The sequence below is a fragment of the Pantoea sp. PNA 03-3 genome (assembly GCF_003201175.1).
GTDB lineage: Bacteria > Pseudomonadota > Gammaproteobacteria > Enterobacterales > Enterobacteriaceae > Pantoea > Pantoea stewartii.
Genome location: NZ_QICO01000001.1, coordinates 1,141,542 through 1,157,150 on the forward strand (window position 1 = coordinate 1,141,542; position 15,609 = coordinate 1,157,150).

12 protein-coding genes are annotated in these 15,609 nt (G+C 57.4%); 6 read left to right on the forward strand and 6 right to left on the reverse strand.

From position 1 onward, the window contains the following. Positions 1-154: 154 nt before the first annotated feature. On the reverse strand, positions 155-1,261 hold the full coding sequence (locus C7433_RS05305) for an SDR family oxidoreductase (protein WP_033737689.1): 1,107 nt from the start codon (positions 1,259-1,261) through the stop codon (positions 155-157). A gap of 325 nt (positions 1,262-1,586) precedes the next feature. On the opposite strand from C7433_RS05305, the gene C7433_RS05310 reads away from it, so the two are divergent. Further along, complete coding sequence (locus C7433_RS05310; protein WP_369974373.1) at positions 1,587-2,216, forward strand: flavin reductase family protein; 630 nt, start codon at positions 1,587-1,589, stop codon at positions 2,214-2,216. Between the two features lie 191 nt (positions 2,217-2,407). On the opposite strand, the gene hutG is transcribed toward C7433_RS05310, so the two are convergent. Beyond that, positions 2,408-3,196, reverse strand: a complete 789-nt coding sequence (gene hutG, locus C7433_RS05315; protein ID WP_110267748.1) for an N-formylglutamate deformylase — start codon at positions 3,194-3,196, stop codon at positions 2,408-2,410. Further along, positions 3,193-4,410, reverse strand: coding sequence for an imidazolonepropionase (gene hutI, locus C7433_RS05320; RefSeq protein WP_110267749.1), 1,218 nt, complete (start codon positions 4,408-4,410; stop codon positions 3,193-3,195). The genes hutG and hutI overlap by 4 nt, the downstream gene beginning before the upstream one ends. Before the next feature lie 84 nt (positions 4,411-4,494). On the opposite strand from hutI, the gene C7433_RS05325 reads away from it, so the two are divergent. Continuing rightward, positions 4,495-5,850 carry a formimidoylglutamate deiminase gene (locus tag C7433_RS05325; protein ID WP_110267750.1) on the forward strand — a complete coding sequence of 452 codons (1,356 nt, stop codon included), beginning with the start codon at positions 4,495-4,497 and terminating at the stop codon, positions 5,848-5,850. Next, positions 5,847-6,392, forward strand: coding sequence for a HutD family protein (locus tag C7433_RS05330; protein ID WP_110267751.1), 546 nt, complete (start codon positions 5,847-5,849; stop codon positions 6,390-6,392). Before C7433_RS05325 ends, C7433_RS05330 begins: the two co-directional genes overlap by 4 nt. Here C7433_RS05330 and hutC read toward each other — a convergent pair. Then, entirely contained in the window at positions 6,376-7,131 is a 756-nt protein-coding gene (hutC, locus tag C7433_RS05335; RefSeq protein ID WP_039341448.1) for a histidine utilization repressor, read from the reverse strand. The two genes, C7433_RS05330 and hutC, sit on opposite strands and share 17 nt — an antisense overlap. A 303-nt stretch (positions 7,132-7,434) precedes the next feature. Here hutC and hutH point away from each other — a divergent pair, with 303 nt between their 5' ends. From hutH to C7433_RS05350, 3 genes are all read left to right on the forward strand, one after another. Next, entirely contained in the window at positions 7,435-8,991 is a 1,557-nt protein-coding gene (gene hutH, locus C7433_RS05340; protein ID WP_110267752.1) for a histidine ammonia-lyase, read from the forward strand. A 10-nt stretch (positions 8,992-9,001) separates the two neighbouring features. After that, complete coding sequence (gene hutU, locus C7433_RS05345; RefSeq protein ID WP_006118568.1) at positions 9,002-10,684, forward strand: urocanate hydratase; 1,683 nt, start codon at positions 9,002-9,004, stop codon at positions 10,682-10,684. Positions 10,685-11,094: 410 nt separating this feature from the next. Continuing rightward, positions 11,095-12,258 carry a M20 aminoacylase family protein gene (locus tag C7433_RS05350; protein WP_110267753.1) on the forward strand — a complete coding sequence of 388 codons (1,164 nt, stop codon included), beginning with the start codon at positions 11,095-11,097 and terminating at the stop codon, positions 12,256-12,258. Here the strand turns inward: C7433_RS05350 and ybiB are convergent. Beyond that, positions 12,255-13,223, reverse strand: a complete 969-nt coding sequence (gene ybiB / locus C7433_RS05355; RefSeq protein WP_058707632.1) for a DNA-binding protein YbiB — start codon at positions 13,221-13,223, stop codon at positions 12,255-12,257. The genes C7433_RS05350 and ybiB overlap by 4 nt on opposite strands. 27 nt (positions 13,224-13,250) lie before the next feature. Next, a complete protein-coding gene (gene dinG, locus C7433_RS05360; protein ID WP_058707633.1) occupies positions 13,251-15,413 on the reverse strand; it encodes an ATP-dependent DNA helicase DinG in 2,163 nt (720 codons plus the stop codon). Between the last annotated feature and the right edge of the window lie 196 nt (positions 15,414-15,609).

The window sequence follows — 15,609 nt, forward strand, 5'->3', positions numbered from 1 at the left end:
ATAAACCGCATTCTCGGACAGAGCGGCCAGCAGGCCGACGTTGCGGACGTGCGAAATCGCGAGGGTACGGCGTCGTTGCAGGAAAGCGAGGTGAGCAAAAAAGCAAAATGCGCCCCGCCAGCAACAATGCTGGCCGGGCGTTAAGTCTGCGGGATTATTTAAAATCGACGCGCATTAAATCCTGAATCGGCATGCCCCGGGTGGTTTCAACACAGCGGTCAATATAGCTGGTGAATCCTGGCGGTGAGCTCATGCCCAGACGCAGTAATTTGTCGTTAGAGAACACTACATTCAGACGGGCGAACTCGCCGTAAAGACGCATTGCGCGCAACATCAGACGTTCGTTGCAGGGTCCGTAGATCTTTTTAAAGTTCTTACGCTCTTTAACGATTTCGCTGAAATCAACCTGCAGATAATTCGGTGCCAACGGGGCACTTTTTTCTGCACTGGCAAAAGCCGAATCAATTTCAGAGAAGGTATTACTGCTGCGCTCGCCGGCAGAGATGTGATAAACCATCTCCTCGGTGCAGCCATGATCCATCAGGAACACCAGCGATTTGGCACAGTAGTCTACCGGGATGACATCAACACGGTCATCGAGTGAGCAGAGGAATTTCTCCAGCTTCATGACCATTTTAAACACCCAGAAGATGCTGCCTGACGGCGTGCACCCTTCCTGAGAGTGGCCCACCACAATGGACGGACGCGCGATGACCAGTGGCAGATGCGGCAATTCCTGTTTGATCTTATTTTCGATATACGACTTGGAATAGGTGTAATCGACAATGTGATCTTCGCGTGAAGACAGCACCAGATCTTCTTTTACAATCTCACCGTGATCCGGGGCAGACGACATCGCCGTGCCGACGTGGACGAATTTAACAAACTCAGGCAAGGCTGCCATTCTGGCGGCCAGTTTAAACGTCCCTTCCACGTTGACGCGCCAGATATCGTTATTCTCACCAAATGACGCAATCGCTGCGCAGTTGATAACGTGGCTGATCTGATCGATGCGCGCATCATCCAGGAAAAGCTCCGGGGCCAGCAAATCGCCGACCAGAATCTGATCTGCTGTCAGGCGCGCAATCGCCTGCGCCGAACATGAAAACTTGGTTAAATTATCTTTAACCCTCTCCAGTCCCTGGTTAGCATCGCTGGCTCTGACGAGCAGCAATAACTCAACATCCTGGCGCATCAGCAATTCTGCCACGACTGCACCACCAACGAATCCAGAAGATCCTGTAACAAGAATTTTTTTCATATTCGACCACGAGAACAATTGATGAGATTGCATAATGCCTCAGTTTCGTTAAACAAATACGAAACTTTCATTAGCACAAAATGTATAAAATGATTCCGTTTAACTTTCGTTTACTTTTTAAACACATCTTTTCGCGGATTGCTCATCAAATAAATAATTAAGATATTGATATTTAAAGTTATTAACGCTGTAGTACAGAACATTCCCTCCTGTCGCTGAAGCAGACTAATCTGGTTAACAATGCGCAAAAAAGCGGTGCGGCTCTGACGTTTTAACGCATGGCGGACAGGCCAGGCTAGACTCTGTTTTTATCCAGGAGATGACGATGCATAAACGCTATTCCTATCAGCCCCGCGCCGGACACGGTTTGCCTCACGATCCACTGAATGCCATCATTGGCCCACGTCCAATAGGCTGGATCAGCAGCACCAGCGCCAAAGGCGTGCGCAACCTTGCGCCCTACAGTTTTTTTAACTGTTTCAATTACCAGCCGCCCATTATTGGCTTCGCCAGCAGCGGCTGGAAAGACAGTGCGCAAAACATCGCTGAAACAAAAGAATTTGTCTGGAATCTGGCGACCCGACCGCTGGCGGAGGCCATGAATGAAAGCTCAATTTCTGCCCCAGCCGATCAGGACGAGTTTGCCCTGGCAGGCTTAACCCCTCTGGCCGCCTCGCAGGTCAAGGCCTGTCTGGTACAGGAAAGTCCGGTGAATTTTGAATGCAGGCTGACACAACTGATTCAGTTACAGGATGCCGGCGGGCGCGCCATCGACAGCTGGCTGGTGCTGGGCGAAGCCGTTGCCATCCATATTGACGAAAGCCTGCTGGAAAACGGTATTTATCAGACGGCGAAAGCGGAACCGATTTTACGCGCCGGTGGACCCAGCGCGTATTACGGCATTAGTGAAGCACAGCGCTTTGACCTGGTGCGGCCCGATGCGCGCCGCAGCTAAGTCAGAGCAGTTCTGCCGAATGCGTTCGTAACGTTTTGACCGCACGGGCGATCTCAGGTGCCAGCCAGCGATCGTCCTGCCAGCGGGTAACGACTTCGCGCCGTTGCCGCCAGGCGCGTCGCGGACCAGTGCGCTTTACTGTGGCATTCCTGCGTCTGACAGGCGGGCGCTACGCATCACGAACGTCGCCGTCAGCCCTTGCCCTGCGCCACAAAGCTGTGTAAAAGCGGCTTCAGGACTTTTTTCAGTTCTGCCGCGCGGGCTTCATGCCAGGTAAAGGGCGGTGTCTCGTCCATATAATTGATTTGCGACAGCTCCAGTTGCACCGCCTGGATCTGCCGATCGGGTTGACCGTAAGCGCGCGTAATGTAGCCGCCTTTGAAACGGCCATTGACAACCCAGCTATAGCGATCCTGCGCGCTGCATACCGATGTCAGCCCGTCGATGACGCGATTGCTGCAACTGGCCCCGTCATTGGTACCAATATTGAGATCCGGCAGGCGACCGTCAAACAGTCGTGGAATTTCACTGGCAATCGAATGGGCGTCAAACAGCAGCGCATAGCCAAATTCCGCTTTCATCTGCGCCAGCGTCTGCTGGATCTGCTGATGATAAGGCTGCCAGATTGTCTGAATATATCCCTGTCGCTGTGCATCCGTGGGGGCTTTGCCCGCAACAAATGTCGGCGTGCCGTCAAACAGGGTTTCCGGAAACAGGCCGGTGGTGGCGGTCGTATAAAGCGGTTGATTGTCTGAGGGACGATTGAGATCGACAACAAAGCGTGAGTAGCGGCCAATAACCAGACTGGCTCCCATATCACGCACAAAATCATAAAGGTGTGGAATGTGCCAGTCCGTATCCGGTAAGTCACGGGCGGCATCGCTGAGCCCGGCTTCAACTTCCGGTGTTAACATCGTGCCGGCATGGGGAATACTGACCAGCAGCGGGATAGTCCCTTGGGTAAAATGAAAAGGTGTCATTGTACTTCTCCGCGGTAGATAACGGTACAGGGCAGTTCACCGCCCAGCCAGTAAACCAGTTCCGCCGGGCGGGCCAGCGGCCAGTGAACAAAACTGGCCACTTTTCCCGCCTCCAGCGAACCGTGACTTGCCTCCAGCCCCAGCGCCTTTGCCCCCCACAGGGTCACGCCTGCCAGCGCTTCTTCCGGTGTCATGCCGAACAGGGTGCAGCCCATATTCAGCATCAGGCGCAGCGACAGCGCGGGCGATGTGCCGGGGTTGGCATCACTCGCCAGTGCCATGGGCACACCATAGCGTCGGAACAACGCTACCGGCGGGCGCTGCGTTTCCCGCAGCAGATAAAACGCGCCGGGCAATAACACGGCTACCGTACCCTGTTCTGCCATTGCCTGAACATCCGTTTCCGTTGCATATTCCAGATGATCGGCGGACAGCGCGCCATAACGGGCGGCCAGCGCCGCTCCGCCCAAAGAGGAAAGCTGCTCGGCATGCAGTTTCACCGGCATGCCCAGCGCCGTTGCCCGGTCAAATACCCGGGCGACCTGCTGCGGGGTAAACGCCAGATGTTCGCAGAATGCATCCACCGCATCCGCCAGGCCTTCGGCGCTGATCTGAGGTAACAGGCGGTCACAGATGATCGTGATCCAGCCATCGGGATCCTGTTTAAATTCGGGCGGAACCGCATGAGCGGCCAGGCAGGTGGCCTGCACATCCGCAGCCACCTCCTGACTGAGCTGTCGAATGGCACGCAGCATACGTAATTCACTTTCTTCATCCAGACCGTAGCCGGATTTAATCTCGACGGTGGTCACGCCCTCGGCCAGCAAGCGATTCAACCGCCAGCGGGCTGTCTCTACTAACGTTTGTTCACTGGCATCACGGGTGGCCCGAACGGTAGAAAGGATGCCGCCGCCCTGGGCCGCAATATCGGCATAGCTCACGCCGTTGAGGCGCTGCTCAAACTCCTGACTGCGATCGCCACCAAAAACCAGATGCGTGTGGCAGTCCACTAAACCCGGCGTGATGATCCCGCCCGGCAGACGATGATGTTCACGCGCCTCAAAAGCCGGCATCGCGGCGGCGGGCCCAACCCATACCAGCCTGCCCGCCTTTACTGCCAGCGCACCCTGTTCGATAAGATGATAGTGGCCGCTTTGCATGGTTACCACATCTGCCCCGCTCCACACGCTGTCTACCTGGAGTTTTTCTGCCATTCCCGCCTCACAATGCGCTTGCCGTTTACAGCAAACTTTAAAGTATGTATATGTATATACAACTACATCCTTTGAGGATCAACCATGGCAACTTTTTTTGCGCCACGCGCATGGCTGGCCGGAGGCTGGCATAAACAGGTGCGTATCAGCGTCAACGCGGCGGGCATGATTGATGCGATTACGCCCGACGGTGATGACAGGCAAGCGACACGTTTAGCCGGTAACGTGATTCCCGCTATTGCGAATTTGCATTCACATGCTTTTCAACGTGCCATGGCCGGTCTGGCTGAAGTGGCGGGCGATCCGCAGGACAGCTTCTGGACCTGGCGCGATCGGATGTATCGCATGGTGCAGCGTCTGACGCCCGGGCAGGTAGGTGATATCGCCGCCCTGCTGTATATCGATATGCTAAAAGGCGGCTATTGCCAGGTCGCAGAATTTCATTATCTGCATCACGATATTGACGGTAAACCTTATGCGGACGATGCCATGCTGCGCCAGCTTATTGCGGCGGCAGAGACGGCAGGCATAGGTCAGACGTTGCTACCGGTGCTTTACAGCTACAGCGGTTTTGGCGCTCAGCCGCCGGTGCCGGGACAAAAGCGCTTTATTCAGCAGACCGACAGCTATCTGCAACAGCAGGTACGTCTTCAGACATGGATAAAAGATAAACCCCTGCACAACGCAGGCCTCTGCTTTCACTCACTGCGCGCCGTCAGTGAAGCGCAAATGCATGCCGTGCTCAGCGCCAGCGAGACCACGTTACCCATCCATATTCACATCGCCGAGCAGGAGAAGGAAGTCAATGACAGTCTGGCCTGGAGCGGCGAGCGTCCGGTGAGCTGGCTGATGACGCGTTTCGATGTCGATGCACGCTGGTGCCTGATTCATGCAACGCATCTTGATGACAGCGAAGTGACGCGCCTTGCCGCCAGCGGTGCGGTTGCCGGGCTCTGCCCGACCACGGAAGCCAACCTCGGTGACGGTATTTTTCCCGCCGTGGACTATATCGCCCAGGGCGGACGCTGGGGCATTGGCTCTGACAGTCATGTCTCGCTCAGTGTTCAGGAGGAGTTGCGCTGGCTTGAATATGCCCAACGCCTGCGCGACCGTCGTCGCAATCGCATCACGCTGCCCGACCAGCCCTCAGTCGGCGATCTGCTGTGGCAACAGGCCGCGGCGGGCGGTGCCCAGGCCTGCGGAATAAAGAGTGGGGCGCTGGCCGTCGGGCAACGCGCCGACTGGCTGGTATTACGCGATGACGCCTGGCTGGGCAGTGTGGATGAGTCTGCCCTGCTCAATCGCTGGCTGTTTGCTGGCCAGCGCGAGCAGATTCGCGACGTGTATGTGGCGGGTAACCGGGTGATCAGCGATGGCCATCATGCAGAAGAAGAAGCCTGTGCAGCCCGTTTCGCGCAGGCAATGGCAGCGTTGCGATGAGAAGCGTTTTTTCTTTAGACAGCTTACCCGTCAGTCGCTGGCGCAACGGCGGTGGCGAAACACGTGTAATTATCGGCTATCCGCCCGGGGCAAACGACTTCGCCTGGCGCGCCAGTATTGCCACCATCGCCAGCGACGGCCCCTTCTCGGCGTTTACCGGTGTCGATCGCATTATCACTCTGCTAAACGGCAGCCCTGTTCTGCTGCGTGGCGAGAACGTCGCGCATCGCCTGTTGCCGGAAAAGCCCTGGGCTTTTGCGGGGGAGCAGGCACTTGAGGCTCAGTTGCAGGGTAAAGCGCCCAGTCAGGATTTTAACATCATGACACGACGAGGCGAATGGCGGGCACAGGCTGACGTCGTCACCGACGCCGTCAGCAGCGAGCACGGTGTGGCATGGGTGCTGGCAGGAGAATGGCGCATCGTTCACGATGCGCCATTAGCGGAGCAGCAGGGCGTCTGGTGGGTCGATCATCCCACCCGACTGCAGCCGGACAGCCAGGATGCGAGGTTACTGTTTATTCGTCTTACCCGTGCCCTTTAAAGCGCCCCAGCAGCTTGTAACGCGAGCCGGGATAGAGTAAACGCGCATAGGTCACAATCTTGTTATCGCTCCAGGTCTGGCGACGGATAAGCAGGCAAGGCTCGTGCTCATCAATCGCCAGATATTTACGCTGTCGCGCATCCGGCATCACCGCCTCAACGATATGTTCACCCGCCGTCAACGGTGCCGCGCGCATCAGGTACGTATAAGGCGTGAGCGTGTGGTAATCCTGGGCCAGGTAATCCGGGGCCAGTTGTGGATTCACTAGCCGATCTTCCAGCTGCACCGGCATGTCATTTTCATAATGCACAATCAGAGAATGAAACAGCGTTTGTCCGGTTGTCAGGCCCAGAACGGAAGCCTGCTCCGGATCGGCTTTATTCTGACCAATCGTGAGAATTTTGCAGCTGTGCTGATGACCCCGCTGCGCAATTTCATCCGCGATGTTGTGCACCTCAAGCATGGCTGTGTAGCCTTTCATCTCCGCGACAAACGTACCAACGCCTTGCATACGTACCAGAAATCCTTCGCTGGTTAATTCCCGCAATGCCCGGTTAATCGTCATACGACTTACGCCAAGCTCATTCACCAGCTCGCTTTCTGAAGGCACCCGTTGGTTAGCTTTCCAGTGGCCTTCACGAATCTGGCTGATGATTGCCTGTTTAACCCGTTGATAGATGGGTGCGGGTTCGTCACTCATGGCCGCTGCCAGTTGTGCAATTGCCGTGTGCTCGGCCATATCGTATTCCTTAAGCTGATAATGCCCAAAGTTTACTGCCTGACGGGCTGGATGTATATACATTCCAGCCCGAGATCGGCACGTAAACCGTGCACCTGTTGCCTTACAGCGGTGCAGGAAACCCGCCTGCTGCCCACGTTAGCCCTCTGTTAATGCCTGATCAATTTTGTGATCGGTCTGGCATGCCGATTGCAACTTGTATAGACAAGAATAGACAGTTATGTTTCACTCGCGTTATTCCGCTATTCGGGTCAACAGAACGGCCAGCGAATAAGCCAACCCTTGTATAGACAGGAGCAAAGTATGTCAGGTTCGTCTCAGGGATTACGTCTGGTGCCAGGCAAGGTCGATCTCGCGATGTTGCGCGCAATATATCAAGGTAACGTCACACTCAGCCTTGATGACGGCGCTCGCCGCGCCATCACTGAAGCGCAACAAACCGTTGAAGCGATTGTGGCCTCCGGTAGCGTGGTGTACGGCATCAATACCGGTTTCGGTAAACTGGCGCAGACTCAAATCCCCGCCAGCCGTCTTGCCGATCTGCAGCGAAACCTGGTGCTGTCTCACAGCGTCGGCCTGGGGGAACTTCTGCCCGATAACGTGACGCGCCTGGTGGTCGCCAGCAAAATCATCAGCCTTTCCCGTGGTCATTCTGGCGTGCGGATTGAACTGGTGGAGGCGTTGCTGGCCCTGTTCAATGCGGGCGTAATGCCGTGCATTCCCGCCAAAGGATCGGTGGGAGCCTCCGGCGATCTGGCCCCACTGGCGCACATGTCGCTGATGCTGCTGGGTGAAGGTGAAGTACGGGTCAACGGTGAACGCATTCCGGCGACGGAAGGTCTGGCAAAAGTGGGCCTGACGCCGTTTGTGCTGGGTCCCAAAGAAGGGCTGGCCTTACTCAACGGTACCCAGGTATCGACTGCGCTGGCACTGCGCGGCCTGTTCGAAGCGGAAAATCTGTTTGCCGCAGGCTTAATGGCGGGCGCGCTGTCGCTGGAAGCGATTAAAGGCTCATTAAAACCGTTCGACGCGCGTATTCATCAGGCGCGTGGCCAGCATGGCCAGATTGCCGTGGCGGCCGCCGTCACCGCCCTGATTGAAGGCAGCGAGATCCTGGGTTCTCATACCCATTGTGGGCGCGTGCAGGATCCCTACTCTGTCCGCTGCGTCCCCCAGGTCATGGGAGCGTGCCTGGATAACCTCAGCCATGCCGCCCGCATCCTGCAGATTGAAGCCAACGCCGCGTCCGATAACCCGCTGGTGTTCACCGAAACCGGTGATGTGATCTCCGGTGGCAACTTCCATGCTGAACCCGTGGCTTTTGCCGCAGACATTATTGCCCTGGCCGTCGCCGAAGTGGGCGCCATCTCTGAACGTCGACTGGCCCTGCTGCTGGATACCGGTTTGTCCGGTCTGCCCCCTTTCCTGGTCCGCGACGGCGGCGTGAACTCCGGTTTTATGATTGCTCAGGTCACCGCGGCGGCGCTCGCCTCCGAAAATAAATCGCTGGCGCATCCCGGCAGCGTCGACAGTTTGCCTACCTCGGCTAACCAGGAAGATCACGTGTCGATGGCCACCTATGCCGCCCGCCGACTGGGCGACATGTGCTTTAACAGCGCGGCGGTAGTCGGCATTGAAGCCATGGCAGCGGCCCAGGGCATTGAGTTTCATCGTCCCCTGCAAAGTTCTGCACTGATAGAACAGGCCATTGGCACGATCCGCGAACGCGTCGCCTTCCTTGAGGAAGACCGCCTGCTGGCACCGGACATCGAAGCGATGCGCCAGTGGGCAAGCCGCTGCGACTGGCCGCAGGCACTCACCGCATTGTTACCCAGCATGGGCACCCATTCAGTTGAATAAGGAATCCGTCATGAGCGAAACCCTGGCAAAAGTGGTAGCACGCGAGATTCGTGCGCCGCGTGGAAATACACTGCACTGCGCAAACTGGTTGATTGAAGCGGCCTACCGCATGATTCAGAACAACCTCGATCCTGATGTGGCAGAGCGCCCGGAGGATCTGGTGGTCTATGGCGGGATTGGTAAAGCCGCGCGTAACTGGGCATGCTTTGAGCAAATTTTACGTTCGCTACAGGTGCTGCAACCCGACGAAACCCTGCTGATCCAGTCGGGCAAGCCGGTTGGCGTGTTTCGCACCCATGCGGATGCGCCACGCGTACTGCTGGCTAATTCCAATCTGGTGCCGCACTGGGCCAACTGGGATCACTTCCATGAACTCGATAAGGCCGGGCTGATGATGTACGGCCAGATGACCGCCGGTTCCTGGATTTACATCGGTGCGCAGGGGATTGTACAGGGCACCTACGAGACATTTGTCGAGGCCGGACGTCAGCATTACAACAATGATTTAAGTGGACGCTGGATCCTGACGGCCGGATTAGGCGGCATGGGCGGTGCCCAACCGCTGGCCGGCGTGCTGGCCGGGGCCTGCGTGCTGGCCATTGAATGTCAGGAATCGCGTATCGATTTCCGTTTACGCACCCGCTATGTCGATCACAAAGCCACCTCGCTGGATGAAGCCCTGACGTTAATCCACGCGGCCACGCAGGCGAAAAAGGCAATCTCCGTGGGTCTGTTAGGCAACGCGGCAGAAATCCTGCCGGAGCTGGTGAAACGCGCCAAAGCCGGTGGGCCGAAGCCGGACATCGTGACCGATCAAACCTCGGCGCACGATCCCGTCAACGGCTATCTGCCGATTGACTGGGATGTGTCGCGCTGGGAGCAGGAACGTAAGGCGAATCCTAAAGCCGTAGAAAAAGCCGCCCGCGCCTCCATGGCGGTGCATGTGCAGGCGATGCTCGACTTTTGTCACATGGGCATCCCTACTGTGGATTATGGCAACAATATCCGCCAGGTCGCGCTGGATGAAGGTGTCAGCAACGCGTTTGATTTCCCCGGTTTTGTGCCCGCCTATATCCGTCCCCTGTTTTGCGAGGGCAAAGGACCGTTTCGCTGGGTGGCACTGTCTGGCGATCCGGAGGATATCTATAAAACGGACGCTAAACTCAAAGCGCTCTTCCCTGAACATAAAACGCTGCATCGCTGGCTGGATATGGCGCAGGAACGCATCGCTTTCCAGGGGTTACCGGCACGTATCTGCTGGCTGGGGCTGGGCGAACGCCATCTTGCGGCGCTGGCCTTTAATGACATGGTGCGCACCGGCGAGTTGAAAGCGCCGATAGTCATTGGCCGCGATCATCTCGACTGCGGTTCCGTCGCTTCGCCCAACCGTGAAACCGAAGCGATGAAAGACGGTTCGGACGCGGTCTCTGACTGGCCATTACTGAACGCCCTGCTTAACACGGCGGGCGGTGCGACCTGGGTCAGTCTGCACCACGGCGGCGGTGTGGGCATGGGCTTCTCTCAGCACGCCGGCGTGGTGATTGTGTGTGACGGCAGTGAAGCGGCAGATGCGCGTCTGGGCCGCGTGCTGTGGAACGATCCCGCCACTGGCGTGATGCGCCATGCCGATGCCGGCTATGAACTGGCGCAGACCTGTGCCCAAAAGCACGGACTGAACTTACCGATGCAATAACGGTATCAAAACGCGCGGTTCCGGCGAGCACCATGCCGGAACCGCACAGCCCCAGCCTGCTGTCACATCGAGCCACGTCAGACGGTAATGAACCTACGACAATCCGGATGATACGCCCATAAACCGTGTTGAACCCACGGCGTCATCGAATGCCAGAGTACGATGGATCTTACCGGGAGCCTGTGCCGTGCCCCTGCTGGCCGATCCGTCCTGCTAAGACAGCCTTATCGGTATTGGCTTTCTGTGCGTGAAACGAGAACCGGCATAAACGACTGCATTTTTGTACACTTGCTTATTACTTATTCCATTTTGATTTAGCCTGTCATCCCATTTCGCCTTTTCGGTAATAGACGTACCGCTGTCAGATCTCTAAAGTGAAGCTTCCTGAATGATATGGAGCGCGATACTGCATGACTCTTTCCCCTGCCCTGCTTGACGAAGCGCTGCGCTGGCGCCATCAGTTTCATCGCGAACCTGAACTGGGTTATCAGGAACATCAGACCAGCGATAAGGTCGCTCAGGAGCTGGAACTTGCAGGCCTGCATGTGTTTCGCGGTCTGGCTGGCACCGGCGTGGTGGGCACGCTGGAAAATGGCGCCGGACCGGTTATCGGCCTGCGCGCGGATATGGATGCGCTGCCGATCAACGAGAAAGGTGATGCGGCCTGGCGCTCTGCCAGGCCCGGCGTGATGCATGCCTGCGGCCATGATGGTCACACGGCAATTTTGCTGGCGGCAGCAAAACATCTGGCGGCTACGCGTCGCTTCAGCGGCACTGTGCATTTCATTTTTCAGCCGGCGGAAGAGAATCTGGGCGGTGCACGCAAAATGGTCGAAGAGGGCTTATTTACGCGCTTCCCGATGGATGCCGTTTACGCGATGCATAACTGGCCGGGCTTACCGCTGGGATCGCTGGCCGTCAATCCCGGCGCAATGATGGCCTCGCTGGACGCCTTTGAAATCACCCTGAGCGGTAAGAGTTGCCATGCGGCCATGCCGGAGAGCGGTGCCGATCCGATGGTGGTCGCCGCCGAACTGATCCTGGCGCTGCAAACTATTCCCTCACGTCGCCTGTCGCCGCTGTCATCTGCGGTTGTCAGCGTCACCCAGATTCAGGGCGGTGAGGCGATTAACGTGATTCCGGAACAGATTGTTCTGCGCGGAACGGTGCGCTGTCTGCAGGACGACGTGCGCAAACGGGTTCATGCCCTTGTTGATGATTTTGTGACGACGCTGCCGAAACCTTTTGGCGTATGTGGGGCCATTCACTGGCTGCCCGGCTATCCGGTAACGGCGAATCATGCTGGCCCGGCTCAGCAGGTGCATGACGTTGCCGTTAGTACCTTCGGCGAAGGCCAGGTGCGCTGGCAGGTGAATCCGTCCATGGCCTCGGAAGACTTTGCCTGTATGCTGGAAGCCTGCCCTGGCGCCTACTTCTGGCTGGGTGCCGATGGCGCAACGCCCTCCGCACCGCTGCACAATGCCCATTATGACTTCAATGATGCGCTGATTCCGACCGGAATCCAGTTCTGGCAGAACCTGGTGGAACAGGCTCTGCCACAGACGCGCGCTTAAAAACCCGCTGCCGCGAGCCTGTCCAGACCGGCCTGCAGCGTCGCCGCCTCACCGCTGGCACGCAGGCAGCATGCAATCTGCAGACGCAGCGAGGCGGGCAGTGGACGTTGCTGATTCAGCACCTCCTGCGTCCAGCGCGCGGTCTCCTCTGCCGATTTGTCCGCGGGCAGCGCTACACTGATTTCCGGCTGCCTCTCCACCCAGACCTCGGCCTGCTGTCCAGCACCGCCCACGTAGCTGATGGACGGGCAGCGCTGCGGATTGGCGTAAACCTCGCCCTCTGTACCATTCAGCAAAATAGCCGGGGCATCGATATCATTAAAAAACGTTGCCACCCGCGGCACATATTCGGGATGCGAGACGCTCGACAGGCGTAGCGCCTCGCGTTCGCCAAACGGGGTGGCCAGTTTTGCCAGCGTATGGGCGCTGTTGCGGACGCCCATGCGCCAGCGCAGCGACAGCTGTTTTGCCATTGGCGGACAGAGGTGATCGATGGTGATAAACACCAGTTCGCCCTTGTCGAGCAACGTCTGCGCCTGCTCTGCAGTGGTGACCGGCATGATGCCCAGCGCCGCAAACACCGCTTCGCTGGTTATGCGCGTCGCATCGTCGCTGACGCCGTGAACCAGCACCGGCAAACCCAGCCGGTTCAGCACCAGCGCCAGCAGTGGCGTCAGATTGCCCTGACGACGCGCACCGTTATAGCTGGGAATGACCACGGGCATCGGACGGCCTGCGGGTGCCTGCAGGCGCAGCATACGCGCCTGCATAGCCTGATAAAATCCGCGCATCTCCGCCTCGCCCTCGCCCTTGATACGCAGGGCAATTAAAATACTGCCCATTTCAAGATCCGGTACGCTGCCGTCCAGCATAGCGCCGTAAAGTGCAACGGCACTGTCGAAATCAATATCACGTGCATGGTTCTTACCACGCCCGACTTCTTTGATAATTTTATTCAGTTCCATCACTCGTTTCCGTTCAGTGGTACCGACTTAACGCCGCGTCGCACGCGGTTTGCGCGCGCCAGGTTTGGATCGGGCCTTCAGGGCTTCAGGCTCAGGCGTCACCGGTTGTTCAATGGCGAACACGGGCAACGCGGCTAACAGCCGGGCACCGTAAGCTTTGCTCAGCAGACGGCGATCGTAAATCACGATTTCGCCATAGCACTGATGGCTGCGAATTAAGCGCCCGACCTGCTGAATTAACGTAAAGGAGGCGCTGGGCAGGCTTTGCACTTCAAACGGATAGCGTTTGAGACTTTTTAGCCACTCTCCCTCGGTTAAAATTACCGGACTGTCTATGGGCGGGAAAGCGATTTTATGAATGTGCACCTGGCTGAGCAGCTCGCCTTTTAAATCCAGCCCCTCGGCAAAGGACTGCAAACCAATCAGAATGCTGGTTTCGCCCTGTTCTATCCGCTTACGGTGCAGGGCGATCAGCCGGCTACGCGGTTGATCGCCCTGCACCAGCATCATCAGGCGCAACTCGGGCAACGCCTCGACAAATTGCTGCATGGCCCGACCGCTGGCAAAGAGGACCAGAATGCCTTTGTGTTTATCGGTCTGCATTTGCTGACGAAAAAAGGCCGCCATCTCGGCGATATGGGCTGCTTCATTCGCCATCAGCGGCTCGTAGCGCATCTGCGGGATAACGAGCTTACCCTGGTCGACGTGGCTGAACGGCGAGTCCAGCGCCACGAAGCGGTCCCCGGCCTTTTCATTCAGCCCGGACATCTCCTGCAGGCGGGTAAAACTGTTTAATGAGCGCAGCGTCGCAGAGGTCACCACCACATGCGGGATCTTTCGCCACAACATTTTTTCCAGTTGATCGCAGACGCGAATGCCTGCGCAGTGAAACAAGAGATGTGCCTGCCCCTCACGCAGCTCGCGGGTAATCCATTTGGAGACGGGTGCGCCAGAGGCTTTCTCCATCGCGGCCAGCCGCCACAGTTTGCTGACCGATTCAAACCAGCCAAAGTGGCGGTTAAGCTGCAATAAATTGCGATGCAGACGGACCAGATCAACGCTGCCGGTTTGTTCACTCAGCGCGTTGATCAGTCCCTCTGCCAGCCCGCGCAGCGCATCGCTCAGCTTAAACAGACGCGCGCACAGCGCCAGCACATCCTCCGGCAACGCGCCCAGTACAAAGCGAAACTCGCCGGGCTGATTATGCGCGGGTAACAGCGGACTTAATGCATCGCTTATCACGGTCAGTAACTCGCGCAGTTCATCACAGTGCGCTTTCAGGCGTTCAGAACTGGCCAGCGGAGGCGGCGACTTGGGCCGCATCTGACTCATTATCGCCTCGACCAGTTTGACAAACAGATCGAGCTGCAGGCTGGTCCAGCCCGGCGTAATATCCGCGCTCATCTCCAGCGCATCCCGCGCCACGTCAGGCAGATGGTGGCCTTCATCCACCACCAGCATCAGGTTTTTGGCGGGCGGCAATACCGATTCATTTTCCATTGCCGCCATCACCAGCGCGTGGTTGGCGACCACCACATCGACCTGCTCGATTTCACGTCGCGCGATAAAAAACGGACACTCCCGATACCAGCGACAATGCACGCCCAGACAACTGGCTTTATCCGTCGACAGGCGCTGCCACAGGCTGTCGCTGACGTTTTCATCGCTGTGATCGCGCAGGCCATCCCACTGATGGCGATCGAGTGACTTTTGCAGCCGTCCGCACAGGATCTGCTCGTCTTTGGTGCTGCTGACCGCGTCATCATCCAGGTAGAACAGCAAATCAGCCTGCTGATGATCATCCGCCACCAGCGCAGCCAGGTTACGCGGGCAGACGTAACGTCCCCGCCCAAAGGCCGCTGTAAAGGTTAAATCCGGAATGATTTTTTTCAGCAACGGCAAGTCTTTGCTGAAGATTTGATCCTGCAAGGCCACGTTGGCCGTGCTGATCACCAGCCGTTTCTCTTCGGCACGGCTGACGGCGATACCGGGGATCAGATAAGAAAGGGTTTTGCCCACGCCCGTAGGCGCTTCCACGGCCAGGTGACGACCGTCATCACCCGACAGGCATTTTGCCACCTCAGCAATCATCTGACGCTGGGCCGGGCGAGGAATAAAATCGGGCACCTGTTGCTGCAGCGCTTTGTACCACTGTGCTATCTGGCTTTTTATTGCTGCTGTCAGGGCCATGTTCAGATTACCGTGTTACTCATTGGCCTGTATTTTTACACAGTATTGCGGTGTCGTCAGCTTTCAGGTCTGTTTTTTCGTGCCCGCTTCAGAAACGGGCGGCGAGGCGAGCGGGCTGAGCACCGGACAAACCGCGCGGCGCAGTGCATGTTTGATTGCCGATCCCGTTGACCCGGCGCACTCTCGCAGCACATCC

Excerpts from the sequence above, each read along its gene's own strand:
- C7433_RS05305 (WP_033737689.1), bottom strand. The coding sequence starts at position 1,261 with ATGAAAAAAATTCTTGTTACAGGATCTTCTGGATTCGTTGGTGGTGCA.
- C7433_RS05310 (WP_369974373.1), top strand. The coding sequence starts at position 1,587 with ATGCATAAACGCTATTCCTATCAGCCCCGCGCCGGACACGGTTTGCCT.
- hutG (WP_110267748.1), bottom strand. The coding sequence starts at position 3,196 with ATGACACCTTTTCATTTTACCCAAGGGACTATCCCGCTGCTGGTCAGT.
- hutI (WP_110267749.1), bottom strand. The coding sequence starts at position 4,410 with ATGGCAGAAAAACTCCAGGTAGACAGCGTGTGGAGCGGGGCAGATGTG.
- C7433_RS05325 (WP_110267750.1), top strand. The coding sequence starts at position 4,495 with ATGGCAACTTTTTTTGCGCCACGCGCATGGCTGGCCGGAGGCTGGCAT.
- C7433_RS05330 (WP_110267751.1), top strand. The coding sequence starts at position 5,847 with ATGAGAAGCGTTTTTTCTTTAGACAGCTTACCCGTCAGTCGCTGGCGC.
- hutC (WP_039341448.1), bottom strand. The coding sequence starts at position 7,131 with ATGGCCGAGCACACGGCAATTGCACAACTGGCAGCGGCCATGAGTGAC.
- hutH (WP_110267752.1), top strand. The coding sequence starts at position 7,435 with ATGTCAGGTTCGTCTCAGGGATTACGTCTGGTGCCAGGCAAGGTCGAT.
- hutU (WP_006118568.1), top strand. The coding sequence starts at position 9,002 with ATGAGCGAAACCCTGGCAAAAGTGGTAGCACGCGAGATTCGTGCGCCG.
- C7433_RS05350 (WP_110267753.1), top strand. The coding sequence starts at position 11,095 with ATGACTCTTTCCCCTGCCCTGCTTGACGAAGCGCTGCGCTGGCGCCAT.
- ybiB (WP_058707632.1), bottom strand. The coding sequence starts at position 13,223 with ATGGAACTGAATAAAATTATCAAAGAAGTCGGGCGTGGTAAGAACCAT.
- dinG (WP_058707633.1), bottom strand. The coding sequence starts at position 15,413 with ATGGCCCTGACAGCAGCAATAAAAAGCCAGATAGCACAGTGGTACAAA.